This is a genomic window from Ottowia sp. (assembly GCF_047975795.1).
In the GTDB taxonomy this organism is placed as follows: domain Bacteria; phylum Pseudomonadota; class Gammaproteobacteria; order Burkholderiales; family Burkholderiaceae_C; genus Ottowia.
This window is the reverse complement of record NZ_JBKEEE010000036.1, coordinates 148,586-173,759: the sequence shown is the minus strand read 5'-3', so window position 1 is coordinate 173,759 and position 25,174 is coordinate 148,586. Positions and strand designations below refer to the sequence as shown.

23 protein-coding genes are annotated in these 25,174 nt (G+C 62.1%); 8 read left to right on the top strand and 15 right to left on the bottom strand.

Annotated elements, in window-relative coordinates:
* Nucleotides 1-141 precede the first annotated feature (141 nt).
* Nucleotides 142-1,038, bottom strand: a complete 897-nt coding sequence (locus ACK5NW_RS05765) for a PQQ-binding-like beta-propeller repeat protein (RefSeq protein WP_416925965.1) — start codon at nt 1,036-1,038, stop codon at nt 142-144.
* A 148-nt stretch (nt 1,039-1,186) separates the two neighbouring features.
* On the opposite strand from ACK5NW_RS05765, the gene ACK5NW_RS05760 reads away from it, so the two are divergent.
* On the top strand, nt 1,187-2,386 hold the full coding sequence (locus tag ACK5NW_RS05760) for an MbnH family di-heme enzyme (protein WP_416925963.1): 1,200 nt from the start codon (nt 1,187-1,189) through the stop codon (nt 2,384-2,386).
* Nucleotides 2,387-2,411: 25 nt separating this feature from the next.
* On the opposite strand, the gene ACK5NW_RS05755 is transcribed toward ACK5NW_RS05760, so the two are convergent.
* The 3 genes from ACK5NW_RS05755 to ACK5NW_RS05745 all read right to left on the bottom strand — a co-directional run bounded on the left by ACK5NW_RS05755 (nt 2,412) and on the right by ACK5NW_RS05745 (nt 4,897).
* Complete coding sequence (locus ACK5NW_RS05755; RefSeq protein WP_416925961.1) at nt 2,412-2,606, bottom strand: YqaE/Pmp3 family membrane protein; 195 nt, start codon at nt 2,604-2,606, stop codon at nt 2,412-2,414.
* Nucleotides 2,607-2,670: 64 nt separating this feature from the next.
* Nucleotides 2,671-3,945, bottom strand: coding sequence for an MFS transporter (locus tag ACK5NW_RS05750; protein WP_416925959.1), 1,275 nt, complete (start codon nt 3,943-3,945; stop codon nt 2,671-2,673).
* Nucleotides 3,946-3,997: 52 nt separating this feature from the next.
* Complete coding sequence (locus ACK5NW_RS05745; protein WP_416925957.1) at nt 3,998-4,897, bottom strand: LysR family transcriptional regulator; 900 nt, start codon at nt 4,895-4,897, stop codon at nt 3,998-4,000.
* 129 nt (nt 4,898-5,026) lie between these two features.
* Between ACK5NW_RS05745 and ACK5NW_RS05740 the strand changes: the two genes are divergently transcribed.
* Nucleotides 5,027-5,803, top strand: coding sequence for an SDR family oxidoreductase (locus ACK5NW_RS05740; RefSeq protein WP_416925955.1), 777 nt, complete (start codon nt 5,027-5,029; stop codon nt 5,801-5,803).
* A gap of 267 nt (nt 5,804-6,070) precedes the next feature.
* On the opposite strand, the gene clpB is transcribed toward ACK5NW_RS05740, so the two are convergent.
* Both clpB and ACK5NW_RS05730 read right to left on the bottom strand, forming a co-directional pair.
* Entirely contained in the window at nt 6,071-8,692 is a 2,622-nt protein-coding gene (gene clpB / locus ACK5NW_RS05735) for an ATP-dependent chaperone ClpB (RefSeq protein ID WP_416925953.1), read from the bottom strand.
* Between the two features lie 156 nt (nt 8,693-8,848).
* Entirely contained in the window at nt 8,849-9,418 is a 570-nt protein-coding gene (locus ACK5NW_RS05730) for a thermonuclease family protein (protein ID WP_416925951.1), read from the bottom strand.
* Between the two features lie 59 nt (nt 9,419-9,477).
* Between ACK5NW_RS05730 and ACK5NW_RS05725 the strand changes: the two genes are divergently transcribed.
* Nucleotides 9,478-10,350, top strand: a complete 873-nt coding sequence (locus ACK5NW_RS05725; RefSeq protein WP_416925949.1) for an acid phosphatase — start codon at nt 9,478-9,480, stop codon at nt 10,348-10,350.
* Nucleotides 10,351-10,528: 178 nt separating this feature from the next.
* Here ACK5NW_RS05725 and ACK5NW_RS05720 read toward each other — a convergent pair whose 3' ends face one another.
* Both ACK5NW_RS05720 and ACK5NW_RS05715 read right to left on the bottom strand, forming a co-directional pair.
* The gene (locus ACK5NW_RS05720; RefSeq protein ID WP_416925981.1) at nt 10,529-11,005 is read right to left on the bottom strand and encodes a molybdenum cofactor biosynthesis protein MoaE; all 477 of its coding nucleotides are present in this window, start codon (nt 11,003-11,005) and stop codon (nt 10,529-10,531) included.
* A 22-nt stretch (nt 11,006-11,027) separates the two neighbouring features.
* Entirely contained in the window at nt 11,028-11,663 is a 636-nt protein-coding gene (locus tag ACK5NW_RS05715) for a LysE family translocator (RefSeq protein ID WP_416925947.1), read from the bottom strand.
* Between the two features lie 392 nt (nt 11,664-12,055).
* Between ACK5NW_RS05715 and dapA the strand changes: the two genes are divergently transcribed.
* Entirely contained in the window at nt 12,056-12,961 is a 906-nt protein-coding gene (gene dapA / locus ACK5NW_RS05710) for a 4-hydroxy-tetrahydrodipicolinate synthase (RefSeq protein ID WP_416925945.1), read from the top strand.
* A gap of 247 nt (nt 12,962-13,208) precedes the next feature.
* Here the strand turns inward: dapA and moaD are convergent, their stop codons facing one another.
* The 4 genes from moaD to ACK5NW_RS05690 all read right to left on the bottom strand — a co-directional run bounded on the left by moaD (nt 13,209) and on the right by ACK5NW_RS05690 (nt 17,063).
* Entirely contained in the window at nt 13,209-13,460 is a 252-nt protein-coding gene (moaD, locus tag ACK5NW_RS05705; protein WP_416925943.1) for a molybdopterin converting factor subunit 1, read from the bottom strand.
* Between the two features lie 177 nt (nt 13,461-13,637).
* Entirely contained in the window at nt 13,638-14,918 is a 1,281-nt protein-coding gene (glp, locus tag ACK5NW_RS05700; protein WP_416925941.1) for a gephyrin-like molybdotransferase Glp, read from the bottom strand.
* Nucleotides 14,919-14,927: 9 nt separating this feature from the next.
* Entirely contained in the window at nt 14,928-15,473 is a 546-nt protein-coding gene (mobB, locus tag ACK5NW_RS05695) for a molybdopterin-guanine dinucleotide biosynthesis protein B (RefSeq protein ID WP_416925939.1), read from the bottom strand.
* Between the two features lie 78 nt (nt 15,474-15,551).
* Complete coding sequence (locus tag ACK5NW_RS05690) at nt 15,552-17,063, bottom strand: threonine synthase (RefSeq protein WP_416925937.1); 1,512 nt, start codon at nt 17,061-17,063, stop codon at nt 15,552-15,554.
* Nucleotides 17,064-17,159: 96 nt separating this feature from the next.
* Between ACK5NW_RS05690 and ACK5NW_RS05685 the strand changes: the two genes are divergently transcribed.
* Complete coding sequence (locus ACK5NW_RS05685; protein WP_416925979.1) at nt 17,160-17,936, top strand: SDR family oxidoreductase; 777 nt, start codon at nt 17,160-17,162, stop codon at nt 17,934-17,936.
* A gap of 116 nt (nt 17,937-18,052) precedes the next feature.
* Here the strand turns inward: ACK5NW_RS05685 and ACK5NW_RS05680 are convergent, their stop codons facing one another.
* The gene (locus ACK5NW_RS05680) at nt 18,053-19,378 is read right to left on the bottom strand and encodes a homoserine dehydrogenase (RefSeq protein WP_416925935.1); all 1,326 of its coding nucleotides are present in this window, start codon (nt 19,376-19,378) and stop codon (nt 18,053-18,055) included.
* Between the two features lie 42 nt (nt 19,379-19,420).
* Nucleotides 19,421-20,695: a pyridoxal phosphate-dependent aminotransferase gene (locus ACK5NW_RS05675; protein ID WP_416925933.1), complete on the bottom strand. Its 1,275-nt coding sequence runs from the start codon at nt 20,693-20,695 to the stop codon at nt 19,421-19,423.
* A gap of 85 nt (nt 20,696-20,780) precedes the next feature.
* On the opposite strand from ACK5NW_RS05675, the gene ACK5NW_RS05670 reads away from it, so the two are divergent.
* The 3 genes from ACK5NW_RS05670 to ACK5NW_RS05660 all read left to right on the top strand — a co-directional run bounded on the left by ACK5NW_RS05670 (nt 20,781) and on the right by ACK5NW_RS05660 (nt 23,672).
* The gene (locus ACK5NW_RS05670; protein ID WP_416925931.1) at nt 20,781-21,167 is read left to right on the top strand and encodes an Mth938-like domain-containing protein; all 387 of its coding nucleotides are present in this window, start codon (nt 20,781-20,783) and stop codon (nt 21,165-21,167) included.
* Between the two features lie 140 nt (nt 21,168-21,307).
* Nucleotides 21,308-21,784 (top strand): peroxiredoxin, encoded by a 477-nt coding sequence (locus tag ACK5NW_RS05665; RefSeq protein WP_416925929.1) that lies wholly within the window; start codon nt 21,308-21,310, stop codon nt 21,782-21,784.
* 178 nt (nt 21,785-21,962) lie between these two features.
* Nucleotides 21,963-23,672, top strand: coding sequence for a PhoH family protein (locus tag ACK5NW_RS05660; protein WP_416925927.1), 1,710 nt, complete (start codon nt 21,963-21,965; stop codon nt 23,670-23,672).
* Nucleotides 23,673-23,712: 40 nt separating this feature from the next.
* Here ACK5NW_RS05660 and gdhA read toward each other — a convergent pair whose 3' ends face one another.
* Nucleotides 23,713-25,056, bottom strand: a complete 1,344-nt coding sequence (gene gdhA, locus ACK5NW_RS05655) for an NADP-specific glutamate dehydrogenase (RefSeq protein WP_416925925.1) — start codon at nt 25,054-25,056, stop codon at nt 23,713-23,715.
* Nucleotides 25,057-25,174: the final 118 nt, after the last annotated feature.

Below are 25,174 nucleotides of genomic sequence, written 5' to 3'. Positions count from 1 at the left end.
CATGCGGCGTTGCTCGTCCTTGCGGGCAGCAAAGCCCGCAGCGTCCTCGCGCCTTGCCTGGCACGCCGATCACAGCACCATCGGATGCGTCCAACTGCCGAATCTAAGATGACCGCAACCGCATCCAGGCGGCGCGCACCATCAATCCATAGGCACGATGCGCAGGCTGGGCGTGCTTTGCTCGTCCACTGCGGCGGCGGCCACAAAAATGCGCCGATTGGCTTCATCCACACTCACACCTCGCAGCTTGGGCCAGCCGCTGGCCAGCACGCTCACCTTGCCTGCTGCATCCAGCGCAAACAAGCTGCCACCGCTGCCGCCGAAATACAGCGTGCCATCGCTGGCGGCGGCCATCAGGTCAATGCCGTCCAAGGTGGTGAACGTGGCCAGCACCTTGCCATCTTCTGCCGTGGCTGGGTTGGCACGCACAGCGCTGAGTGAATACTCTAGCACATGACCGCTATTTTGGTCACTGACCAACAGCCGATCACCCACCACGGCCACGCCCACCGGCTTGCCCAGCCCGGTGACCAGCTCGCTCTCTTGCGCTTGGCTGCCATCAACCAACAACTCGCTCAACGCACCGCTGCCGCCTTTGATGAACCAACCCACGATCAACGACCCATCCGGCGTGTTGGCCAGTCCAATCCGGCGGCGTGTGGCATCCAGCCCGGTCAGGTTGTAGCTATCACCCGCGGGAGAAACGGCAATCACCGTGCCATCCACGCCAAAACCAAACCGGGTGACATACAGCACGCCATCGCTCGCCCGCACGATTTGCCCCAGCGTGGCTCCGCTGGCAGGCGCATCCGGCAACGCTGCGGATTGCGAAAAGCCCTCGCTGCCGTCCCAGACGCGAAGGGCGTTGCTGGAATCGTCGGTCAGGTACAGCTTGGAGCCATCCGCATCCCAGTACAGCCCATTAAGTGAGGCCGTGGTGGCAATGGTGGTCGGGCCGCGGTCCACGTCATTGTTGTTGTCGCTGTCACCATCACCGCCGCATGCTGCCATGCCCAGCACCAAGGCTATGGCAACCAAGGCCAACAGCCAAGACTGCAGGTGCTCCTTCAAACTCAAAGCTCGAATCGATCGATCTGGGTCAATAAACATACATCCTCCTTTTGCATCGTGGTGAGTTAATGAATAACATCGCTATTCTATTATTGAATAACGATGTGCGGACACAATGAATCTTCAAATCACACGCGCCATCAGCAAGCGCCAGCACACAGGACGAGGGGTTTTATGCGCGGGATTGAGTCTGTGGCTGGCATCGTGCGGCGGCGGCTCAGGCGGCGAGACAACCAACCCCATCAAGCCTGAAGTTACGCCGTGGCAATGGACACTGCCCACAGGTTGGTCGCCCCCAGTGGTTCCAACAGACAACCCCATGAGCCAGAGCAAGGTTCAACTTGGCCGCCAGCTGTTTTATGAGCCACGCCTTTCCGGCAATGGCGCACTGGCGTGCAGCGGTTGCCATGACCAAAGCAGCGCTTTTACCGACAACAGGGCCTTGTCACGCGGAGCCACCGGCCAGGTGCACCCGCGCAATGCCCAGGCACTGACCAACGTGGCCTACAACACCAGCTTCAATTGGGCGCGCCCCGACGTGCGTACGCTGGAAGCGCAGATGCAAGCCCCCTTGTTCAATACCACGCCAGTCGAAATGGGCGTCAACGACAGCAACCGTCAAGCTGTGCTGACGCGATTGAAAAACGATGCCAACTACCCGCCACTTTTTGCACAAGCCTTTCCTGAGTCAACCGACCCGATCACCTGGGAAAACGTTATCAAGGCCATCGCCAGCTTTGAGCGCACCCTGATCTCAGCCAGCAGCCGCTATGACCTGGCCTTGGCGGGGCAAGCCACTCTCACCGATACCGAAGAGCGCGGGCGTCAACTGTTCTTTGGCAGCCGTGCGCTGTGCGCCCAATGTCATGGCAGCCCCAACTTCAACAACCAATTTGTGGACAGCACCAGCAATGGCATCACATTGACCTTTCACAACACCGGCTTGTTCAATATTGGGGGTACTGGCGCGTACCCAGCGCCCAACCGCGGCGTGTTTGAGGTCACTGAACTGACGCAAGACATGGGCCGCTTTCGCGCCCCCAGCCTGCGTAATGTGGCCCTCACCGCGCCTTACATGCACGATGGCAGCATTGGCTCGCTGCAAGAAGTGTTGGCAACCTACGCCGCAGGCGGGCGCAACGTGGGCAATGGACTTTACGCTGGCGATGGCCGAGCCAACCCCTTCAAAGACCCGCTGATTTCAGCCATTGAACTGAGCGCACAGGATCAACTTGATCTGGCGGCTTTCCTCCAGACGTTGACCGACGACACTTTTGTATCCAACCCTGATTGGGCAGCGCCTGGTGCACCGTAATCCAAGCAGACTTGAGCGCCAAAAATCACCCCCGCTGGCCCAGGGCGCGCTCGATTTTGCGGTCGGTCTTGTATTGGCTCAGCGCGTACACCGCCCAGATGGTGGCAGGTATCCAGCCGATCAGGGTGATTTGCAAAATCAGGCAAACCACACCCGCGATGGGTCGGCCGATGGTGAAAAACGTAAGCCAAGGGAGCAAAAAGGCAATCAGCAGGCGCATTCGATATATCTCACAAGTCAGGGATTAAAAATCAAGGCTTAAAAGACAGTACCACGTAGCTCCATCAGGATTGGGGAATGCGTCGCCCCACCCCCAGCGCGGCAAATACCGACAGCAGCAGGGTCGCCGCACCCGCCATCAGTGTGGCGGCAAACCAGCCCTTGTCCATCAGCGCGCCAAACAGCAGCGGTGCTAGGGCAAAGCCGGTGTCCAGACCCGAATACACCGTGCCATACACGCGGCCCGTGGCCCCCTTGGGCGTGGCGCGCTTGATCATCATGTCGCGGCTGGGGCCACCCACGCCGACCGCAAAACCGGTGATGGCCAGCACCGCCATGGTGCCCACACTGCCCAGCCAGCCGGTGGCCGCCAGCGCCATCAAGGCGGCACCTGCGGTCATGCACAAGGCCACCACGCGATCGCTGTGCAAGGGCATGCGCGCAGCGACAAAGCCGCCCACCAGCATACCGAAAGCACCACAAATCATGTAAGCCGTGATGGTGGAGGTGGCCGCTTCAAAACTGACGTGGTGCACCGCCTGCAAGATCGGCGAGGCAAAGTTTTGCACCACCGCCAGCGTCATGGTCGACAGCAAAAAGAAGCTGAAACACCACCACACCACTGGCAACTTTAAAAAACCCAGGCCCCCGCTGTCACTCGCCACACCTGCTGTGCCCGGCGCGTGCGTCACCACTTCGGTATGCAGCCGCTGGCGGTTCAGCCACAGCACCACCAGCACCACCACATACAACGCCATCGCCCCGACATAGCCCACGCGCCAGTTGGATTGTGCAAACACCATCAAAAACACCGGCGTCAACGCCCAGCCCAGATTGCCGCAAAGGCCATGCACACTGTAGGCATAACCCAGCCGGGCGGGCGACACGCGCTGGTTCAAAATGCTGAAGTCCACCGGATGAAATGGCGCATTGCCCAATCCGGCCAGCACCGCCACAGCCATCAACCCGGTGTAGCCATCGGCCATCGATCCGGTCAGCGCGGCCAGAAAAAAGCAAACGATAGACGCAAACAGCACTGGCCGCGCGCCCACCCGGTCCACCAAAAAGCCCGACAGCGCCTGCCCCGTGCCCGAAATGGCAAAAAACACCGTGCCCAGCAAGCCCAGTTGTGCAAAGCTTAGACCAAACTCCTTGACAAACACCGGAAACAGCGGTGCCAGCAACAGATGCGAAAAATGCGAGCTGGCATGCGCCAGCCCCACCAGACCAATGACCTTGGCGTCTTCGCGCAGCGGTTTGTAGCCCGGTGCAGCAGCAGGTTCTGGCGCAGATTCGACCGACGATGTGGGGACAGCAGGAGGCAGCGTGGCTGTGCTCATAAAAAAATACTGAAAGGATGTTCCGGCATGTTAGGCCACATTGCCCTGCGCTTCAGCGCAAAGCGACCGCCAGCACCTGCGCCAGCCACTGGCTGAAAGCCTGCATGCGCCGCGATACCTGACGTCGGTGCGCATACATCAGGTGTACCGGCATGCTGGGGCCGGGCCAGGTGGGCAGCACTTCAAGCAGTTCACCCGCATCCAGGTGCGCGCGTGCATCGTAGGCGGGTATCTGAATCAAGCCCAATCCCGCCAGACCGCAGGCGATATACGCCTCAACGTTGTCCACCGTGACCGGCCCGTGCATCGACAGGCTGCGCACCGTCTCGCCTTCCTGCCATTGCCAGGGTGCCGCGCGCTGCGCACTGGATGGTGCGTATTGCACGACGATGTGGGCTGCCAATTCGCCCGGATGCTGCGGCGTACCGTAGCGCGCCAGATAGCCAGGGCTGGCGCAATGCACCATCTTGAATTGGCCCAGCGGCCTGGCCACCAGCGTACTGGGTGTCAGCGCGCCGACACGCAGCGCGCAGTCCAGCCCTTCTTGCACCAGATCGACCACGCGGTCACGCGAGCTGAGGGCAACCTCCAGTCTGGGGTGCTGCGCCAAAAAAGCCGGTAACGCAGGCACCACCAAACGCCGGGCAATGCGGCTGGGCATGTCCACCCGCAGGCGGCCCGACACCCCTTCTGCACTTGGGCGAAACTGCTGCTCCAGCGCCTGCACATCGGCCACCAGAGCGCGGCCGCGCTCCAGCAGCGCCTCGCCATCGGACGTGAGCGTCACGCGCCGCGTAGTGCGGTGCAACAGGCCCGCACCCAGGCGTTCTTCCAGCCGCTGCACCGCCACCGACACGCTGGCCCTGGGCAGCGCCAGTTGCTCGGCCGCCTTGGTAAAGCTGCCTGTCGTGGCCACCTGCAAAAAGATGCGTAGCTGCTCGATGCGATCCATAACTTGAGCGAAATTGGGTGATTGTTCGGGTTTTTTGGACAGTCTATCTTTCCCCGCCCGGTTTATTCCGACAGGCTGCATCGATACAGTCAGGGGCCGTTTATTCACGTATCCCAAAAGGAAATCCGCATGTCGAACCAACACAGCATCGAAGGCAAAGTGGTGCTGATCACCGGAGGTGCCAAAAACCTGGGCGGCCTGATCGCGCGCGACATGGCCGCGCACGGTGCCAAGGCCATCGCCATCCACTACAACAGCGCCGCCAGCAAGGCAGATGCCGACCAAACCGTGGCCGCCATCGAGCAAGCCGGTGCCCAAGCCGTGGCCCTGCAAGGCGATCTGACCAGCGCCGCCGCCATGAAGAAACTGTTTGCCGATACCGTGGCCGCCGTGGGCCGCCCCGACATCGCCATCAACACCGTGGGCAAGGTTTTAAAGAAGCCCATGACCGAAGTCACCGAAGCCGAATACGACGAGATGAGCGCCATCAACGCCAAGTCGGCCTTCTTTTTCTTGAAGGAAGCGGGCCAACACGTCAACGACGGCGGCAAGGTCTGCACCATCGTCACCTCGCTGCTGGGTGCCTTCACGCCGTTTTACGCCAGCTACGCGGGCACCAAAGCCCCGGTGGAACACTTCACCCGCGCAGCCGCCAAGGAGTTTGGCGCGCGCGGCATCTCTGTCACCGCCGTCGGCCCCGGCCCCATGGACACGCCCTTTTTCTACCCCGCCGAAGGCGATGATGCCGTGGCATATCACAAGACCGCCGCCGCGCTGTCGCCCTTCAGTAAAACCGGCCTGACCGACATTGAAGACGTGGTGCCCTTCATTCGCCACCTGGTCAGCGACGGCTGGTGGATCACCGGGCAAACCATCCTCATCAACGGCGGCTACACCACCAAATAAGCCTGCGGCGCGACACCAGCGCCATGACGCGACGACGAAAAAATATATACAAAAGCGCTTGTAGAGCCTGTCTGACAAGCGCTACAAGCTATCAATATGATAGTTTTTGTAAGTTGCTTTCAAGGAAACCCTGCGCCATCCGCAGAGGTTCATTGACTTGAAGGTCGTCCCAGCTTTCAAATCAAAACGGGCTGCACCCGCAAAGTGCAGCCCGTGTTTGATTTCAAGCCGACCCGAGCAGGAGCAGCGCACCCAGCAGCTTCGTCGTCATTCTTTAACTTTGGCGGCTTTCTTGGCCGGGCTGGCCTTGAAGTGAAACACCCCCGGATCCTTGATCGGATCGACGGACACATCAATCTCGGTCTTGGGCGGGAACTTGCCTTCCAGCAAATCACGCGACAGCGGGTTTTCAATGCGCTGCTGAATAGCGCGCTTGAGCGGCCGGGCGCCAAACACCGGATCGAACCCGACCTTGGCCAGCTCGGCCAGCGCCTGGTCGGACACCTTGAGGTGCAGCTCCATCTTGGCCAGCCGCTCGCTGAGGGTCTTGAGCTGGATCTTGGCAATCTCGCCGATCTGGCTGGCGTCCAGGCCGTGGAACACCACGATCTCGTCGATGCGGTTTAAAAACTCCGGACGGAAGTGGTTCTTCAGCTCGCCAAACACCGCGTCTTTCACGTCATCGTACGGCTGCCCGGCCATGCTCTGGATCAGCGGGCTGCCCATGTTGCTGGTCATGATGACCACGGTGTTTTTGAAGTCCACCGTGCGGCCCTGGCCGTCGGTCAGGCGGCCATCGTCCAGCACTTGCAGCAGCACGTTGAAGACGTCGGGGTGGGCTTTTTCCACCTCGTCCAGCAAAATCACGCTGTAGGGTTTGCGGCGCACGGCTTCGGTCAGGTAGCCGCCTTCGTCGTAGCCCACGTAGCCGGGCGGCGCGCCGATCAGGCGGGCGACCGAGTGCTTTTCCATGAACTCGCTCATGTCGATGCGGATCAGGTGCTCGGCGCTGTCAAACAAAAAGGTCGCCAGCGCCTTGGTCAGCTCGGTCTTGCCCACGCCGGTGGGGCCGAGGAACAAGAAGCTGCCCAGCGGCCGGTTGGGGTCGGACAGGCCGGAGCGCGAGCGGCGGATGGCGTTGGCCACGGCGGAGATGGCCTCGTCCTGGCCCACCACGCGCTGGTGCAGTGCATCTTCCATTTTCAGCAGCTTCTCGCGCTCGCCCTGCATCATCTTGCTGACGGGGATGCCGGTGGCGCGCGAGACCACCTCGGCAATCTCTTCGGCACCGACTTGCGTGCGCAGCAAGCTGGGCGCGGCTTTTTCGCGCTGGCTCTCGCTGGCCTGGGCTTCTTTCAACTGCTTTTCCAGTTGCGGCAGCTTGCCGTATTGCAGCTCGGCCACTTTGTTGAAGTCGCCCTTGCGGGTGAATTCCTCGATCTGAAAGCGCAACTGGTCGATCTCCTTGCGCAGGCCGTCACTGCCCTGGGCGCTGGCTTTTTCAGCCTTCCAGATTTCGTCCAGGTCGGCGTATTCTTTTTCCAGCTTGGCCAGATCGTCCTCGATCAGTTGCAAGCGCTTTTGCGACGCCTCGTCGGTCTCGCGCTTCATGGCCTCGCGTTCGATCTTGAGCTGGATCATGCGGCGATCCAGCTTGTCCATCACCTCGGGTTTGGAGTCGATCTCGATCTTGATCTTGGCCGCCGCTTCGTCAATCAGGTCAATCGCCTTGTCGGGCAAAAAACGGTCGGTGATGTAGCGCGCGCTCAACTCCGCCGCGGCCACGATGGCCGGGTCGGTGATGTCCACGCCGTGGTGCACTTCGTATTTTTCTTGCAGGCCGCGCAAGATGGCAATGGTGTCTTCCACGCTCGGCTCGCCCACCAGCACTTTTTGAAAGCGCCGCTCCAGCGCCGCATCTTTTTCGATGTATTTGCGGTATTCGTCCAGCGTGGTGGCACCGATGCAGTGCAGCTCGCCGCGCGCTAACGCGGGCTTGAGCATGTTGCCCGCATCGATGGCACCTTCGGCCTTGCCCGCACCGACCATGGTGTGGATTTCGTCAATGAACAAGATGATGCGCCCCTCTTCAGCCGCCACTTCTTTCAGCACGGCCTTCAGGCGCTCTTCAAATTCGCCCCGGTACTTGGCACCGGCCAGCAGGCCCGCCATGTCGAGCGACAAAACCTGCTTGTCGCGCAGCGTGTCGGGCACTTCGCCAGCCACGATGCGCTGGGCCAGCCCTTCAACGATGGCGGTCTTGCCCACGCCCGGCTCGCCAATCAGCACCGGGTTGTTCTTGCTGCGCCGTTGCAGCACCTGGATGGCACGGCGGATTTCGTCGTCGCGGCCAATCACCGGGTCGAGCTTGCCGATGCGGGCGCGTTCGGTCAGGTCCAGCGTGTATTTTTTCAGCGCCTCGCGCTGGCTTTCGCCATCGGCCGAGTCCATCGTCTGGCCGCCGCGCACGGCGTCAATCGCCGCTTCCATGCTCTTGCGGCTCAAACCGCTTTCCTTGGCGATACGGCCCGCTTCGCCCTTGGCGTCGGCCAGCGCCAGCAAAAACAGCTCGCTGGGCACGAACTGGTCGCCGCGCTTGATGCTCTCTTTCTCAGTGGCTTGCAGCAGCTTGATCAAATCAGGGCTGGGCTGCACCTGCTCTTGCCCGGTCACGCTGGGCAGGCGCTTGATGGCCGCTTCGGCCTCTTGCGTCAGTTGGCCCACGTTCACGCCCGCGCGTTGCAGCAGCGCCTTGGGGCCATCGGGCTGGCGCAGCATGGCGGCCAGCAGGTGCACCGGCTCGATGTAGGCGTGGTCGTTACCCAGCGCCAGCGACTGGGCATCGGCCAGCGCTTCCTGGAATTTGGTGGTCAGTTTGTCGATTCGCATGTGTCAGAAATAAAAGTGGTTGAGATCCAAACCGCCCTGATGTCAACCGTCTGTCGGCAACAAAGCAAAGCGCTGTCAATGCCGTTTATTTGCGGTCTGTACATCCATTTTCAAGCGCTCTGCTATCAGCTGCAAGATCGGCTGCTCGACAAAAACTCAGCGCTGATTCCGCCCACAAGGCCCATGCTTGCGCCTGAAATCGGCTGGATATTCGGGCGCTGGGCGAGCAAACAATCCCCGCCCCACCTGCCGCGCCTGCGCCTGCGCTACCGCCAAAGGGTGGCGCCTGCTCAAGCGGCGCTCAGACCACGCCCAGCCCTGACTGACCATTGCTTCAGCCAGATCGCGTCCGTCCGAGACACGCTGCACGCGGGCAATGGCGCGGCCCCAACGGTCATGCGCCTGCACCCGCACCCGCACCGGCTGCCCATCGGCCAGTGCCTGCAAGGCGGTGCGCGAACGCTCCCCATCTTGCTGGCAAATCTCGGGCGCGTCCACACCCGCCAGCCGCAGCTTGATGCGCGCGCCCGTGTCCGCCGCACGCACCCACAGCGAATCGCCATCCACCACGTAGCTCACACGCGCAGTTATAGCTTTGCCCGCAACGGGATCAGCAGTGGTTTGCGGCATCGTCAAAGCAATGTCAGAAGCCAGCAGCCCGACCATCAAAACCAGCGCCGCAAAGCCCTGGGCTGATCTAAAAATAGACAAAAATTTCTGCGACACTGCGGCCTTCCAATTCACCCAACTGACCCCATCCATCCATCGTTGAGGAGACCAAGTTCATGCGCACCCCGCGTTCCGTACTGATCTTTGCTGCACTCGCACTGCTTGCCAGCGCCTGTACCACCGCCCCCCAGTCATCCACGGCAAGCGCTCAGCCGCCAGTGGGAGCTGCCGCAGTGGGCGAGCTGAAATTCGGCTCGCTCACCATCTACAAGGGTTATCTGGAACGCCAAGAATACCCTGACAGCCTGGCCTTGTTGCCCCCACCTCCGGCCCAGAACTCAGCCGCGCTGGCCGCTGACCGCGAAGCCTTCGATCAACTCACTGCCTTGATGAACGGCCCGCGTGGCGCACTGGCCAAACAAGACGCCAACCTGCACTTTCCTGAAGCCGCCAGCACCTTCTCTTGCGCACTGGGCATCGCCATCAGCGAACAAGCCACACCGCACCTCTACACCTTGCTGCGACGCAGCGCTACCGACGCAGGGCTATCCACCTACAAAGCCAAAAAGCACTACCAGCGCACCCGCCCCTTCGTGGCGTTCAACGCCGCCATCTGCACGCCCGAAGAAGCTGAACACCTGCGCAAAGATGGTTCTTACCCTTCAGGCCATTCGGCCCTGGGCTGGGCCTGGGCGCTGCAACTGGCCGAAATCGCGCCTGAGCGTGCCGATCAGGTTCTACAACGCGGTCGCGCCTTCGCCCAAAGCCGCGGCGTGTGCGGCGTGCACTGGAAAAGCGACATCGATGCCGGACGCAGCATCGGCGCGGCCACCGTGGCCCGCCTGCACGCCAACGCCGTGTACCGCGCCCAGGCGCTGCTGGCCACTGATGAAGTCAAAGCCGCCCGCGCCGCAGGCCAGTTGCCCAACCCCGCCACCTGCGCGTCCGAGGCAGCGGCGCTGTCCACGTCGGCCATGCTGGCACCTTGACCGCGCCAGCGGTTCAGGCTGCAAATGAAAAGGATGCGCTGCGACCGAATGTGTGCCCTATCAAAATGAAGAGCGGGGCACGTTCCGGTCATTGGCGGGTTAGGGTGGTGTGCCCAATGGTGAAACCGCCCCCTTTTTACGATTTCAAAAGCAAGGCTGGCTCTGCATCGACACAGACTCAAGCATTCCCCGCCTGAATTCCCCACCGCGCCAGCGCCGCATCGTCAGACACGCGCGCATCGACCCAGCGCGCACCTTCAGCGGTTTGTTCTTTTTTCCAGAACGGGGCCTGGGTTTTCAGGTAGTCCATCAAAAACTCGCACGCCTGAAAGCTCTCGCCTCGGTGGGCGGAGGTCACGGCCACCAGCACAATCTGGTCTTGCGGTTTGAGCAAGCCCACGCGGTGGATGATGCGCACGCCAAGCAGGTCAAACCGGCGCTGGGCGGCGTCGATCATCGCTGCAATGGCTTTTTCGGTCATGCCGGGGTAGTGCTCCAGCTCCATGGTGCTCACGGCCTGACCGTCACTGCGGTCACGCACGGTGCCCACAAACGCGCACACCGCCCCCACCTGGGGCTGACCCGCCCGCAGGCGGGCCAGCTCAGTGCTGAGGTCAAAGTCTTCGGTCTGGATACTGACACGCGGATTGCTCATACGCTGCGGTTCGTGCATGGCTTCAGGCCCGCCGTTGCAAGCCCAGAATAGACAGACCCGCCGCCACCAGCACCAGCCCAGCGCCAATGTTCAGGCCGCTGCCCGTGCGCGGGTGGCGTGCCAGCCAAGCCGACAGGCGCGACGCAAACGCGCCCATCAGCGTGAAGATGATCGCCGTGCACACCGCAAAAATGGTGCCGTACACCAGCATCTGCACCGGCACCGAACCGCGCTGGGCCGACACAAACTGCGGAATGAAGGCCAACACAAACAGCCCCGGCTTGGGATTGAGCACGTTGGACAGCACACCCGTCACAAACACGCGCCGCAGCGATTGGCGTTTGGCGGGTTCAAAACTGATCAAATCGCGCGAGCGCAGCGCCTTCAGTCCCAACCAGATCAAATACGCCGCGCCCACAGCCTTGACCACCCAGAACGCGGCGGGCGAGGCCTGGATGATCAGCGTCAGTCCAAAGGTGGCGGCCAGCGAATGCACCATGATGCCCAGCCCCGCGCCGATGGACGACAGGGCCGCCGCCCACGGCCCCTGGCTCAAACCCCGGCTGATGGCCAGCAGGTTGTCAGGCCCGGGCGAGATCACCACCACCAGCATGGCGATGCCGTAGGCCACAAGAACTTCAGGGGGAAACATGAGCATGGGGCGATTTTGACACCAAGCCGACCAGCGCAGACCGCAGCGATCGCCGAGCTATCGCGAGGATTTGCAACCCCGCCCTGGCGGCAAAAGCGCATTTTGATGTGCCAGATGGCGTCGAACACTTGCACTGGCATTCACCGCCACATGCCGTACACTGCCCCCGTGTTCGCCGCCTACCTTACAGCCCACCGCGCCCTGCCCTTGCAGGCGCTGGCACTGGCCGTGGCGGCATACAAAGCCAAAAAACCGAAGTCCATCTGACCGGGGCTTTGGCCTTTTCGTCAGATGTGGCACCTGACGGAAACGGCCCAAACACCTTTACCACCGGCTTGCTGCCCTGAACGCGAGAAGGATCCTCAAGCGGTCGCTTTTGTCCTTTTTGTGGAGCGTTCATGTCTGCACCTTCCCTCATTGACCTCAACCCGTTTCATGGCGTTTGGGCACCCATCATCACACCCTTCAGCGATGACGATCAGGTCGATCACACCGCACTCGGCCGACTGGCAGCGCGGCTGGCCACCTCGGGCCTGGCCGGTCTGGTGGTCTGCGGCAGCACCGGCGAAGCCGCCGCACTCTCGCCAGAAGAACAACTGGCCTGCCTGCACACCGTGGCGCAGCACGCGCCTGAGCTGCCCGTCATCATGGGCGTCAGCGGCTACCACCTGGGCAAGATGCAAGGTTGGCTGGCCGAGTTAGGCCGCAGCGGCCCGCCGCTGGCTGGCGTGCTGCTGCCCGCGCCGTGCTACGTGCGCCCATCGCAAGCAGGGTTGGCTGCCTGGTTCACCCAACTGGCCGATGTCAGTCCGGCCCCGCTGGTGCTGTACGACATCCCCTACCGCACCGGCACTGTGATCGACACCTCCACTCTGCTGGCGCTGGCCGCGCATCCAAACATCTCCGCCATCAAAGACTGCGGCGGCGATGGCACCAAAATGCAGGCACTGCTGCGCGACGGGCGGCTGGCCGTGCTGGCGGGTGAAGACGTGCAGATGCTCAGCACTCTGGCGCTGGGTGGCACGGGGGCGATCGCCGCCTGCGCCCAAGTGCACCCTGAACGTTTTGTCACCGTAGCTCGCGCTGCGGCGCGTAGCGACTTGGACAGCGCCCGCCAAGGCTGGCACGCCCTGGCACCGCTGGTGCAAGCTTTGTTTGCCGAACCCAACCCCGGCCCACTGAAAGCCTTGTTGGCCAGCGAAGGCTGGTGCCAAGACCGGCTGCGCCTGCCCATGACCAGCGCCAGTGCTGCCACGCGCGCGCACGTGATCGCCTTGAGCCGGACGCTGGGGCCGATGTTGTGATTCAGATCAACGCGTGAGAACTCTCACTTTTTGATAGCTGTTTGCTCTTTTGGCTCTAGTGTAGTGGTCGATGCTTGATGGCACTTATAAAAATGATGGATTTGTCGTCATGGCAAGGCGCAAACCGCAGCGATAGCCGTAGCTATCGCGAGGATTTGCAACGCCGCCATGGCGGCAAAGACGCGTTTTTATGTGCCAGATAGCGTCGAACACTACACTAGCGTCAAAGGCCGATTTGGATAAGAACTTATCCCCCCGTGACCGGTGGAAAAAACGCCACCTCATCCCCCGCAGCCAGCGCCGCCGCGTCATCGCACATGTCCTGATTCAGCGCGGCGCGCACCGCCTTGCCGCGCGCCAGCGTCTGGGCATAGGCACCGCCACGCGCCATCAACTCGTCGCGCAACGCACCCACCGTGGCGGCTTGAGTCGTTACCGCCTCGCTGCCCTGCCCCACGGCCTCGCGGATGCTGGCGAAATAACGCACAGTGACATGCATGTCAAATCCCCCCGACAGCACACACTACCGGCGCAGCCCGCGATTGACAGAAACGCCAGGCTACGGAGGAATAGGCCAAGCCAGCGAACGCCATGCTCGGGCTTGCACCGAGCATCGGTGCCTTCCCCCATCGCGCAGCAGAGGGGGAAAGGCGCGTCAGCGACTCAGGGGGGTGATTCACTTCAATACCTCCGCCATGGGAATGAAGCGCACCGTATCACCCGGCGCAATGGTGGTGCCTGCCGGGTTGTCCACCAAGCCGTCGGCCCAGTGCATGGACGTGAGCACGCCCGAGCTTTGGTTGCCAAACAAGTCCAGTCCGCCTTGCGCATTGCGGCGCACGCGCAGAAATTCGCGCCGCTTGTCGGCCCGCGTGACGGCAAAGTCGGCCCGCGCCATCTGTACTGCAGGTGCCCAGTGCGCCGCCCCTTGCAGCTTGAGCAAAAAGGGGCGAACCAGCACAAGGAAGGTGACAAAGCTGGACACCGGATTACCCGGCAGGCCGATGAAGTGCGCCGCACCCACACCGGCTTGCTGCTCGCCGCGCCGCACATGGCCATAGGCAAACGGTTTGCCGGGCTTGAGGGCGATTTGCCACAAGTCCAGCGCGCCCAGTTGTTCCACGGCGGGTTTGACGTGGTCTTCCTCGCCCACCGACACGCCGCCGCTGGTCAGGATGAGGTCATGCGCCTCGGCCGCGCTTTGCAAGGCGGCCAGCGTGGCGGAGCGGTTATCAGGCACGATGCCTAAATCGGTCACCATGCAACCTAGGCGTTGCAGCAGCGCGCGCAGGAAAAAGCGGTTGCTGTTGTAAATGCTGCCGGGTTTCATGCTCTGTGGAGCCACGTCGCCGGGCATGACCAGTTCATCACCGGTCGAAAACAACGCCACGTGCGGGCGCGCATGCACCGCCAGCGTGGCCTGGCCCACGCCTGCGGCCAGGCCCATGCCTGCGGGGCCGATGCGCTGGCCCGCACGCAGCACGGCTGCACCCTGTGCCACGTCTTCACCTGCTTGGCGCACCCATTGGCCCGCAGCAGGCACGGCCTGGATGCGCGCGCGCTCGCCGCCATCCGACGCCTTGGTATCCAGCGCCTCGGCGTCTTCCTGCATGACCACCGCGTCGGCTCCGGCAGGCAGCGGCGCGCCGGTAAAGATGCGCGCCGCCGTACCCGCCACCAGTGGGGTGCCCGCCTGTCCGGCAGCGATGCGCTGCGACACGGGCAGCTCAACGCCCGGTGCAGTGACGTCGGCAGCGCGCACGGCGTAACCGTCCATGGCCGAGTTGTCATTCGGCGGCACACGCAAAGGCGACACCACGTCTTGCGCCAGCACGCGGCCATCGGCGTCAAAGGTGCTGATCTGTTCAGTGCGCTCCAGTGGCCTGGCGTGTGCCAGCAGGCGCGCCAGCGCGTCATCGAGCGGGATCAACGGGGGACGACGGGCGGGATCAGGCATGGGTGGGGTTCAAACCTCGTCTTTCAAATAAAGATCGGCATCGTAGTCAAACCGTGCGCCGTGATCGAGCAGCCATTGGGCCACGGCCTCGGGCTGGTTCAAGTCCAGCACCGGCAACGCTGTCGGCGCAGGCAACTGCCCGGGCGCATCGGTGGCGATGGCGGTCATTTGTTCATCGTCCGGGTAACGGGCGGGGTGGCCGCTGGCGGGTCGCCAGACTTCCAGCTTGGGGATGTCGCTGCCCCTGAAGCCTTCCACCAGCACCCAGTCCACACCATCGTACAGCTCGGCCAACAGGTGGTGCACCGACAAATCCGCCTCTTGTTCAAACTCGCGCATCAGCGCCAAGCGGTGGCGCGAGGCAATCACCACTTCTAGCGCGCCCGCCGCGCGGTGGCGGTAAGTGTCCTTGCCCGCATGGTCGATGTCAAAGCGATGGTGCGCGTGCTTGACCACCGACACCCGAAGACCACGCTTTTTGAGCGCCGGGATCAGCCGCTCGATCAACTGCGTCTTGCCTGCGCCGGAATAGCCGGTGATGCCAACAACCTTCATGTCTTGTTTTGAAAACTATCAATTCAATAGCTTTTAGCGCTTGATACACAAGCGCTAAAGGCAAAATCAATCGAATTTTTACGCACACTCTTTCGCAATCAGCGCCTTCACCTGCGCTGCATCGGCAGGCATGACTTTGACGCGACGCGGCAGCGCCTCGATACCTTCAAACCTGGACGGGCGATCCGGTTCACGCCCCAGCGCCTCGCGGATGGTGGCGGCAAACTTGATGGGCAGCGCCGTCTCCAGCACCAGCATGGGCACACCTGGACGCACGTGCTGGCGCGCCACCTTCACGCCGTCGGCGGTGTGGGTGTCGATCATGACGCCGTGGCGCTCGAACACCTCGCCAATGGTGGCCAGGCGGTCGGCGTGCACGCTCTTGCCACTGACGAAGCCGTAGCGCTGGCGCGCTTGCTGGAACGCTGCGTTGCCCGACATGTCGAACTGTCCTGCTGCCGCCAACGCATCGGTGAACAACGTACGTGTTTGCGCCCCATCCCGGCCCAGCAGATCGAACACGAAGCGCTCGAAGTTGCTGGCCTTGCTGATGTCCATACTGGGGCTGCTGGTTTCGTGTGTGTCGGCGCTGGCGCGCACGCGGTACACGCCGGTGCGGAAAAACTCGTCAAGCACATCGTTCTCGTTGGTGGCCACCACCAGCTGGCCAATGGGCAGCCCCATCTGCCGCGCCACATGACCGGCGCAGACGTTGCCGAAATTGCCGCTGGGGACGGTGAAGTCCACCTGCTCGGAATCGTCATGCCCGCCGCCGGGCCGCCCCAAGGCGGGCGCGGCCCCCTCGGGGGGCAGCGAAGACGCGCCAGCGCGGAGCGTGGGGGCCTGTTGCGTGGCCTGGAAGTAGCCCGCGAAGTAATAGGCGACTTGCGCCAGCAGCCGCGCCCAGTTGATCGAATTGACGGTGCCGATCTTGTATTGGCGCTTGAACGCCAGGTCGTTGCTGACGGCCTTGACGATGTCTTGTGCGTCGTCAAACACGCCTTCGATGGCGATATTGTGGATATTGGCATCTTGCAGACTGAACATCTGCGCCTGCTGAAACGCGCTCATGCGCCCGTGCGGGCTGAGCATGAACACGCGAATACCCTGCTTGCCGCGCATGGCGTATTCGGCCGCACTGCCGGTATCGCCGCTGGTGGCACCCAGGATGTTGAGCTGCTCGCCGCGCCGCTTCAACTCGTACTCAAACAGGTTGCCCAGCAACTGCATGGCCATGTCCTTGAAGGCCAGCGTGGGGCCGTTGGACAGCGCCTCCAGGTACAGATCGCCTTCCAGCTTTTTCAGCGGCACGATCTCGCGCGAGCCAAACACCTCAGGCGTGTAGGTCTTGGCACACAGCGCTTTCAGCTCAGCGGCCGGAATGTCGTCGATATAGAGCGACAAAATTTCAAACGCCAGCGCGGCGTAGCCTTGGCTGGCGTACACCTGTCGCAACCCGGCCAAGCGCTCGGTGCTGATCTGCGGGTAATGGTCAGGCAGATACAAGCCGCCATCGGGTGCCAAGCCTTCAAGCAGGATGTCGCAAAACTGGCGCGGGGTGGTGTCGCCACGGGTCGAAAGGTAGTGCATGAGAGAGACGATATGAACTGCGGTGATTGTAGGCGCGGCGCGCTGGTCCCAACGCCGCACTGTGGCGGCCAAAATGGGGCTTATGAAAAGGAACCCATCATGAGCAAGACCGTTCTCATCACCGGCGCAGGCAGTGGTTTTGGCCTGGGCGTGGCTCTGGGGCTGGCGGCGCGCGGCCACCGGGTGATCGCCGGCTGCCACATCTGGCCGCAGGTGACTGCGCTGCGCGCGCGTGCAAAAGCCGATGGGCTGGCGCTGGAGGTGATCAAGTTCGACGTCACCAGCGAGATCGACCGTCAGCATGCGCTGGAACGCGAGGTTGATGTGCTGCTGAACAACGCGGGCGTCATGGAATCCGGGCCGACGACGGAGATCCCGCTGCCGGTGGTGCGTTCGGTATTTGAAGTCAATGTCTTCGCGGCGCTGGCGGTGGCCCAGGGGGTTGCCAAACAGATGGTGCGGCGCGGCAGCGGGCGCATTGTCTGGGTGTCGTCGGTTGCAGGATTGGTGAAAGTGCCGTTTGACGGTGCCTACGCCGCCTCAAAACACGCCGTGGAAGGCATGTGCTCGGCACTGCGTGAAGAACTCAAGTCCTACGGTGTGCAGGTGGTCACCGTCAATCCAGGTGCGTACCGCACCGGCTTCAACGACACGGGCATGGAAAGCGCTGACCAATGGTGGCACCAGGCCGAACGCACCGTGGCCCCCTGGCCCAAGCGCGAACTCAAACGCCAGAGCGACCCGGCCGAGATGGTGGCGGCCATGATCGAAGTGATCGAGGCCGAGCACCCGCCCTATCGCACCGTGCGCCCCGCCAGCGCCGAGCAGATGGTGCGCGAGGAACAGGCTGAGGAGTGGGCGTTGCGGGTGTGAATGCGCAGTTTGCCAGGCCGCGTAGCAGGCCACATCAGGAGCCGCTGCGCACGACCGCCCGATGCGGTCGGCGCTTCCACCTCGGGGAAAGCGCCGCAGGCGCACAGGGGGTGCCGTCAGGCGAGTTCTTCTTTCCGAATCCGCACAATCGGTGCCAACACGCTGGGCAGGGCCTGCAACTGGGCCAGCACGGCGTTCATGGCACCTTCGCGGGCGTCGTGGGTCAAGATGACGATGTCGGTCTGGGTGCTGCCTTCGCCGCCCACTTCGTCGGCTTCACGCTGCAAGATGGCGTCGATGCTGATACCCGCGTCGGCCAACAAAGTGGCCACGCGTGCCAGTACACCGGCTTCGTCGGCCACGCGCAGGCGCAGGTAGTAGCTGGTGAGCACCTCGTCCATCGGCAGCACGCTGACGTCGCGCATCTGGCCAGGCTGAAACGCCAGGTGCGGCACACGGTGCTGGGGGTCGCTGGTGGCCAGGCGGGTGACGTCGACCAGGTCGGCCACCACGGCGCTGGCGGTGGGTTCGGCCCCCGCGCCTTTGCCGTAGTACAGCGTGGTGCCTACGGCGTCGCCCTGTACGACGACGGCGTTCATCGCACCTTCCACATTGGCCAGCAAGCGTTTGGCTGGCACCAGCGTGGGATGGACACGCAATTCAACCCCATGACCTTCACGCCGCCTGGTCACGCCCAGCAGCTTGATGCGGTAGCCCAGTTGCTCGGCGTAGCGGATATCGGTGGCTGCCAGTTGGGTGATGCCCTCGACGTAGCATTTGTCGAACTGCACCGGGATGCCGAAGGCAATGGCGCTCATCAGCGTGGCTTTGTGCGCGGCGTCCACGCCTTCGATGTCGAAGGTGGGGTCGGCCTCGGCGTAGCCCAGGCGCTGCGCTTCTTTCAGCACCACGTCAAAGTCCAGCCCCTTGTCGCGCATTTCGCTCAGGATGAAGTTGGTGGTGCCGTTGATGATGCCGGCGATCCACTGAATGCGGTTGGCCGTCAGTCCTTCGCGCAGCGCCTTGATGAAGGGGATGCCGCCAGCCACGGCGGCCTCAAACGCCACCATCACACCTTTTTTCTGCGCGGCCTCAAAAATCTCGGTGCCGTGCACGGCCAGCAGCGCCTTGTTGGCGGTGACCACGTGCTTGCCTGCGGCAATGGCTTCGAGCACCAGATCGCGCGCCAGATCGTAGCCGCCGATCAGCTCGGCCACGATGTCGATGTCGGGGTTGCGGATGATGTCGCGCGGATCAGCCACCACCTGTGCCGCATCGCCCACAATGGCCTTGGCGCGCGCGGTGTCACGGCGTGACACCATGGTGACGGCAATGCCGCGGCCAGCACGGCGTTTGATTTCTTCCTGGTTGCGGCGCAACACCTCAAACACACCAGCACCCACGGTGCCTATGCCCATCAGACCTATTTGTATCGGCTTCATGACTTCAGTTTATGAATTAAATTGGCTTGTAACGCAGTCGCATCAAGCGCGAGCAGCTTCTTTTTTAGTAGCAATCGACAGCACCGGCGCAGCATCTGCATGGCGTTGGCGGTATTGCTCCAGAAATTTCGCCAGACGTGCAATGGCTTCGCGCAGGTCGTCCTCGTGCGGCAAAAAGACAATCCGAAAGTGCTGGTTGTCGGGGTAATTGAAGCCCGACCCCTGCACCAGCATCACGCGCGTGGCACGCAGCACTTCCATGAAAAACTGGCGGTCGTCATCGATGGGATACAGCTTGGGATCAAGACGCGGAAACATGTACAGCGCTGCCTGCGGCTTGACGCAGGTCACCCCGGGGATGGCGGTGAGCTGCTCATATGCGATGTCGCGCTGGCGGCGCAGGCGGCCACCTTCTTTGACCAGATCATTGATGCTCTGGTAGCCCCCCAGCGCGGTCTGAATGGCCCATTGGCCCGGCACGTTGGAGCCGAGCTTGAGGTTGGCCAGCATGTTCAGCCCTTCAACGTAATCGCCCGCGCGCTCTTTGGGGCCGGACAGCACCATCCAGCCCGCGCGGTAGCCGCAGCTTCGGTACGCCTTGGACAGTGAGTTGAAGGTGAGCGTGAGCACGTCACTCGACAGGCTGGCCATGGCGGTGTGTTGCACACCGTCGTACAGCACCTTGTCGTACACCTCGTCGACCAACAGCACCAGATCATGCTCGCGCGCGATCTGGATGATGCCCCGCAGCGTCTCATTGGAATACAGCACCCCGGTCGGGTTGTTGGGGTTGATGACCACGATACCGCGCGTGCGCGGCGTGATCTTGGCGCGCATGTCGGCCAGATCGGGCATCCAGCCATCTTCCTCGCGGCAGACGTAATGCACCGGTTTGCCGCCCGCCAGGCTGGCCACGGCCGTCCACAGCGGGTAGTCGGGCGAGGGCACCAGCAATTCGTCACCATCGTTGAGCAGCGCGGTGGTGGCCATCTGGATCAGCTCGCTGGCCCCGTTGCCCAGATAAATGTCGTCCAGCGTTACCCCGGCAATCCCCTGCTGCTGGGTGTAGTGCATCACCGCCTTGCGCGCGGCGAAGATGCCTTTGCTGTCCGAATAACCGGCGGAGTCGGGCAAATTGCGGATCATGTCCTGCTGGACTTCTTCAGGCGCATCAAAGCCAAACGGTGCCATGTTGCCGATGTTCAGCTTGATGATCTTTTGGCCTTCGTCTTCCATTTGCTTGGCCGCGTCCACGATCGGCCCGCGCACGTCGTAGAGCACGTTGGCCAGCTTGGCCGACTTCTGGATCGTTTTCATGGTCAATACCTCTTGCAGAGACAGGCGTTGCAGGGGAAACCTAGAATTGGAACACATCCTTTGACTTCACCCCGGATCAGCACCCATGAAATTCCAGCCCGACAAATTTGGTGCCGCCGTCACCGGCTACGGCCCCGGCTGGATCGAAGTGGCTGGCCAGCGCATCCAGCACAGTCTGGTGCTGCACAGCGACGGCCAGCGTCAGGCCTGGCGGCCCAACCGTTTTGAAGACCTGAGCGCTGCCGACTTCGCGCTGCTGGCCCAGCACCAACCCGAGCTGGTGCTCTTTGGCAGCGGTGAGCGCTTACGTTTTCCCAAACCTGCCTGCCTGCGACCGCTGATTGACGCACGCATCGGCTTCGAGACCATGGACACCCCCGCCGCCTGCCGCACCTACAACATTCTGGCAGGCGAAGGCAGGCGCGTGCTGGTGGCTTTGTTGATTGGCCCGGACAGCCCACCGCCAGGGTAGGCTAAAATAAGGGGTGGCTTGTGCCGCCCTGCTCATCCAACCAGTGCTTTGACCTGTGTTTTATGGATTGGAGCTTTTCCTGGTGAAAAGGCACGCATCAGCCGGTATTTCAGCATTAACTTTCGGAGAATCAAGCGCTTATGGCAGTCGTCGTCAATAAACCCCTTCCCGAATTCGAAGCGATTGCCACAGGTGGCGTTCAGGTGACCAACACCTCTCACAATGGTCAGGCATTGATTCTGTATTTTTACCCCAAAGACAACACGCCCGGCTGTACTACCGAGGCCATGCAGTTTCGCGATAAATACAAGAATTTTGTCAAAGCCGGTGCTGTGGTATTTGGCGTCAGCCGCGACAATATGAAATCACACGAAGGTTTTCAGGAAAAACTGGAACTACCTTTTGAATTAATCGCCGATACCGAAGAAAAAATGTGCCACATGTTTGGCGTGGTCAAAAACAAAATCATGTACGGTAAAAAGGTCAAGGGCATTGAGCGCAGCACCTTTTTGGTCAATGCCGATGGCATTCTGGTGCAGGAATGGCGCGGTCTGAAAGTACCCGGCCATGTGGAAGAGGTACTCAAAGCCGTCAAGCTGCTGAAAAAAGCCGCCTGATGCCTTGCAGCATGGGCCGTGACTGGCTCATGCATAATGATTCGGAATGTGCTCGCTGTCATTGCGCCCATCCATTTTTGAAAAGCCGCCTGGGCCGCCAGTGCGGCTTTTTCTTTGGGCGGGCAACTGAAACGCTTGCGCCCCTCTTGTTCTGTTGATTTATTGACGCCCACACTTTATGCCTTTGCCCCCTCCCCCCACCAAACGCGGCACCCGGCTTTCATCCAGCGTGATCGATCTGGCCGAACGGCGGCATGCATCACGCCCAGCAGCGGCTTCTGCCTTGTTGCGCCCAGCACCGTCCATGCCATCAGTGTCCGATACCCGCACCGTGGCCGATACCACCCTTTTGCAACCGGTGCCCACGCCGCCGCAAGGCCAATCACCATCACGCGCGCGGCGCGATACGCCTTCGACCGTCAAACCGTCCACCGCTCAACCCGCAGGCAAAACCATAAAAGCAGCCACTGGAAAATCAAAACGGACACGCGCCACCGGCCCCACCCGCCTGTTCGTGCTGGACACCAACGTGCTGCTGCACGACCCCACGGCGCTGTTCCGCTTTGAAGAGCACGACATCTTCTTGCCCATGATCGTGCTCGAAGAGCTGGACAACCACAAAAAAGGCATGACCGAAGTGGCCCGCAACGGCCGCCAGACCAGCCGCCTGCTCGATGCGCTGGCGGGGGTTAAAGGTGCTGACATGGCACACGGCCTGGTGCTATCGTCTACCGGCCAGACTGCGGCGGGCGGCAAACTGTACTTTCAGACCACGCCGCTGGACGCCACCATGCCCACCGCCCTGCCCCCCGGCAAGGCCGACAACCAGATTCTGGGCGTGGTCGCTGCACTGGAAAAGCAGCACACCCCACGCGAGGTGGTGCTGGTATCCAAAGACATCAACATGCGCGTCAAGGCGCGCGCCCTGGGGCTGGCGGCCGAAGATTACGAAAACGACAAGACGCTGGACGATGGCGACCTGCTGTATTCCGGTGCGCTGCAACTGCCACCCGATTTCTGGACCCGCCAGAGCAAAACCGTCGAAAGCTGGCAAAGCGGCAGCGCCACTTACTACCGCGTCAGCGGCCCGGCGGTGGTCAGTCTGGACATTAACCAGTTCGTTTATTTTGAAGCCCCGGGCGAACCCAGCCTGTACGCCCGCGTGGCCGAAATCCGCGACAAAACAGCGGTGCTCAAAACGCTGAAGGACTACACCCACCTGAAAAACGGTGTCTGGGGCGTGACCGCACGCAACCGCGAGCAGAACTTTGCCCTTAATCTGCTGATGGATCCAGAGGTTGATTTCGTCACCCTCACCGGCACCGCCGGCACCGGCAAGACCCTGCTGGCGCTGGCCGCCGGCCTGACGCAGGTGCTGGACGACCGGCGCTATACCGAAATCATCATGACCCGCGCCACCGTCAGCGTGGGCGAGGACATTGGCTTTTTGCCCGGCACCGAAGAAGAAAAAATGGGTCCCTGGATGGGCGCACTGGACGACAATCTGGAATTTTTAGCCAAGGGCGACGCCAGCGGTGCGGGCGAGTGGGGGCGCGCGGCCACCAACGAGCTGATCCGCAGCCGCATCAAGATCAAGAGCATGAATTTCATGCGCGGGCGCACCTTCATGAACAAGTGGATCATTCTGGACGAAGCGCAGAACCTGACACCCAAGCAGATGAAAACGCTGATTACCCGCGCTGGCCCTGGCACCAAGATCATCTGTATGGGCAACCTGGCGCAGATCGATACGCCCTACCTGACCGAAGGCTCCAGCGGCCTGACCTTTGCCGTCGACCGCTTCAAGGGCTGGCCGCACGGTGGCCACATCACATTGGCGCGCGGCGAACGTTCACGTCTGGCCGACTTTGCCAGCGAGGTGCTGTAACCGCCGTAGTCCCCTAACCGGCCCGGCAGTTGCCCCCCGCTTAAACCACGCCTTGCGCCAGCATGGCATCGGCCAGCTTGACGAAGCCCGCCACGTTGGCCCCCACCACGTAGTTCACGCTGCCATCGGCCCGGGTGCCGTGGTTGACGCAGTTGGCGTGGATATCCTTCATGATGGCGTGCAGGCGCTCGTCCACCTCGGCGTGGTGCCAGGACAGGCGCATGGCGTTCTGGCTCATCTCCAGACCCGAAGTGGCCACGCCACCCGCGTTGCTGGCCTTGCCCGGCGCGTACAGCGTACCTGCCTGCAAAAAGGCTTCCACCGCCTCCAGCGTGCTGGGCATGTTGGCCCCTTCGGCCACGCAGCGCACGCCGTTGGCAATCAAAGTCTTGGCGTCGGCCTCGTCCAGCTCGTTTTGCGTGGCGCAGGGCAGCGCGATATCAACCGGCACCTGCCAGGGACGCACGTCGGGCTGAAAATCCATGCGCTGCTGCGCAGCAAAGTCGACCAGCCGCCCACGTTTGACGTTTTTCCAGTCCATCAGATCAACCAGTTGCTGCTCGGTAAAGCCCTTGTCGCACACCAGCGTGCCGCCTGAATCAGAGAAAGTCACCACACGCGCGCCCAGCTCAATGGCTTTTTCTGCCGCGTACTGGGCCACGTTGCCTGAGCCAGAGATCGACACGCGCCGCCCGTCCATCCCTTCGTGCGCACGGTGCAGCATTTCTTGGGCAAAGTACACCGTGCCGTAGCCCGTGGCCTCCGGCCGCATCAAGCTGCCGCCATAGGCCATGCCCTTGCCGGTGAACACGCAGGCGGCGTTGTTGCTGATTTTTTTCAGCATGCCCGCCATGTAGCCTACTTCGCGCGCACCCACGCCAATGTCGCCCGCGGGCACGTCGGTGTCTGGCCCCAGATGGCGGTACAACTCGCTGATCAACGCTTGGCAAAAGCGCATGACCTCGCCGTCGCTTTTGCCTTTAGGGTCAAAGTCGCTACCGCCTTTGCCGCCGCCCATGGGCAGCGTGGTCAGTGCGTTTTTAAAGCTTTGTTCAAAGCCCAGAAACTTCAGAATCGACAGGTTGACGCTGGGGTGAAAGCGCATGCCGCCCTTGTACGGCCCAATCGCCATGCTGTGCTGCACGCGGAAAGCGCGGTTGACCTGGGTCTGGCCTTTGTCGTCCACCCAACTGACGCGAAACTGGATCGCCCGGTCTGGCTCTACCAACCTCTCTAGCAACGCTTGATCGCGGTATTGGGGGTGCTTGGCCAGATAAGGCCACAGGCTTTCCATCACCTCGCGCACGGCTTGCAGGTATTCGGGTTGGTGCGGATCGCGCCGGGCGACGCCTTGCATGAAGGTTTCCAGATCGGTGGTCAACAAGATTTCAGACTCCTCAAAAAAGCGCGACCCACGCTACAGGTCGCCAGACCTTCCGATCATGCACCAAAAAAGTACCGCTTCAGGAGCCTGCCTTTTGGCACGCCCGCTGATGGTGCGG

Excerpts from the sequence above, each read along its gene's own strand:
- moaD (WP_416925943.1), bottom strand. The coding sequence starts at position 13,460 with ATGCATGTCACTGTGCGTTATTTCGCCAGCATCCGCGAGGCCGTGGGG.
- ACK5NW_RS05725 (WP_416925949.1), top strand. The coding sequence starts at position 9,478 with ATGCGCACCCCGCGTTCCGTACTGATCTTTGCTGCACTCGCACTGCTT.
- ACK5NW_RS05755 (WP_416925961.1), bottom strand. The coding sequence starts at position 2,606 with ATGCGCCTGCTGATTGCCTTTTTGCTCCCTTGGCTTACGTTTTTCACC.
- ACK5NW_RS05750 (WP_416925959.1), bottom strand. The coding sequence starts at position 3,945 with ATGAGCACAGCCACGCTGCCTCCTGCTGTCCCCACATCGTCGGTCGAA.
- ACK5NW_RS05665 (WP_416925929.1), top strand. The coding sequence starts at position 21,308 with ATGGCAGTCGTCGTCAATAAACCCCTTCCCGAATTCGAAGCGATTGCC.
- ACK5NW_RS05720 (WP_416925981.1), bottom strand. The coding sequence starts at position 11,005 with ATGAGCAATCCGCGTGTCAGTATCCAGACCGAAGACTTTGACCTCAGC.
- mobB (WP_416925939.1), bottom strand. The coding sequence starts at position 15,473 with ATGAAGGTTGTTGGCATCACCGGCTATTCCGGCGCAGGCAAGACGCAG.
- ACK5NW_RS05670 (WP_416925931.1), top strand. The coding sequence starts at position 20,781 with ATGAAATTCCAGCCCGACAAATTTGGTGCCGCCGTCACCGGCTACGGC.
- ACK5NW_RS05745 (WP_416925957.1), bottom strand. The coding sequence starts at position 4,897 with ATGGATCGCATCGAGCAGCTACGCATCTTTTTGCAGGTGGCCACGACA.
- ACK5NW_RS05660 (WP_416925927.1), top strand. The coding sequence starts at position 21,963 with ATGCCTTTGCCCCCTCCCCCCACCAAACGCGGCACCCGGCTTTCATCC.
- ACK5NW_RS05760 (WP_416925963.1), top strand. The coding sequence starts at position 1,187 with ATGAATCTTCAAATCACACGCGCCATCAGCAAGCGCCAGCACACAGGA.
- clpB (WP_416925953.1), bottom strand. The coding sequence starts at position 8,692 with ATGCGAATCGACAAACTGACCACCAAATTCCAGGAAGCGCTGGCCGAT.
- ACK5NW_RS05715 (WP_416925947.1), bottom strand. The coding sequence starts at position 11,663 with ATGCTCATGTTTCCCCCTGAAGTTCTTGTGGCCTACGGCATCGCCATG.
- ACK5NW_RS05690 (WP_416925937.1), bottom strand. The coding sequence starts at position 17,063 with ATGCACTACCTTTCGACCCGTGGCGACACCACCCCGCGCCAGTTTTGC.
- glp (WP_416925941.1), bottom strand. The coding sequence starts at position 14,918 with ATGCCTGATCCCGCCCGTCGTCCCCCGTTGATCCCGCTCGATGACGCG.
- ACK5NW_RS05740 (WP_416925955.1), top strand. The coding sequence starts at position 5,027 with ATGTCGAACCAACACAGCATCGAAGGCAAAGTGGTGCTGATCACCGGA.
- ACK5NW_RS05680 (WP_416925935.1), bottom strand. The coding sequence starts at position 19,378 with ATGAAGCCGATACAAATAGGTCTGATGGGCATAGGCACCGTGGGTGCT.
- dapA (WP_416925945.1), top strand. The coding sequence starts at position 12,056 with ATGTCTGCACCTTCCCTCATTGACCTCAACCCGTTTCATGGCGTTTGG.
- ACK5NW_RS05675 (WP_416925933.1), bottom strand. The coding sequence starts at position 20,695 with ATGAAAACGATCCAGAAGTCGGCCAAGCTGGCCAACGTGCTCTACGAC.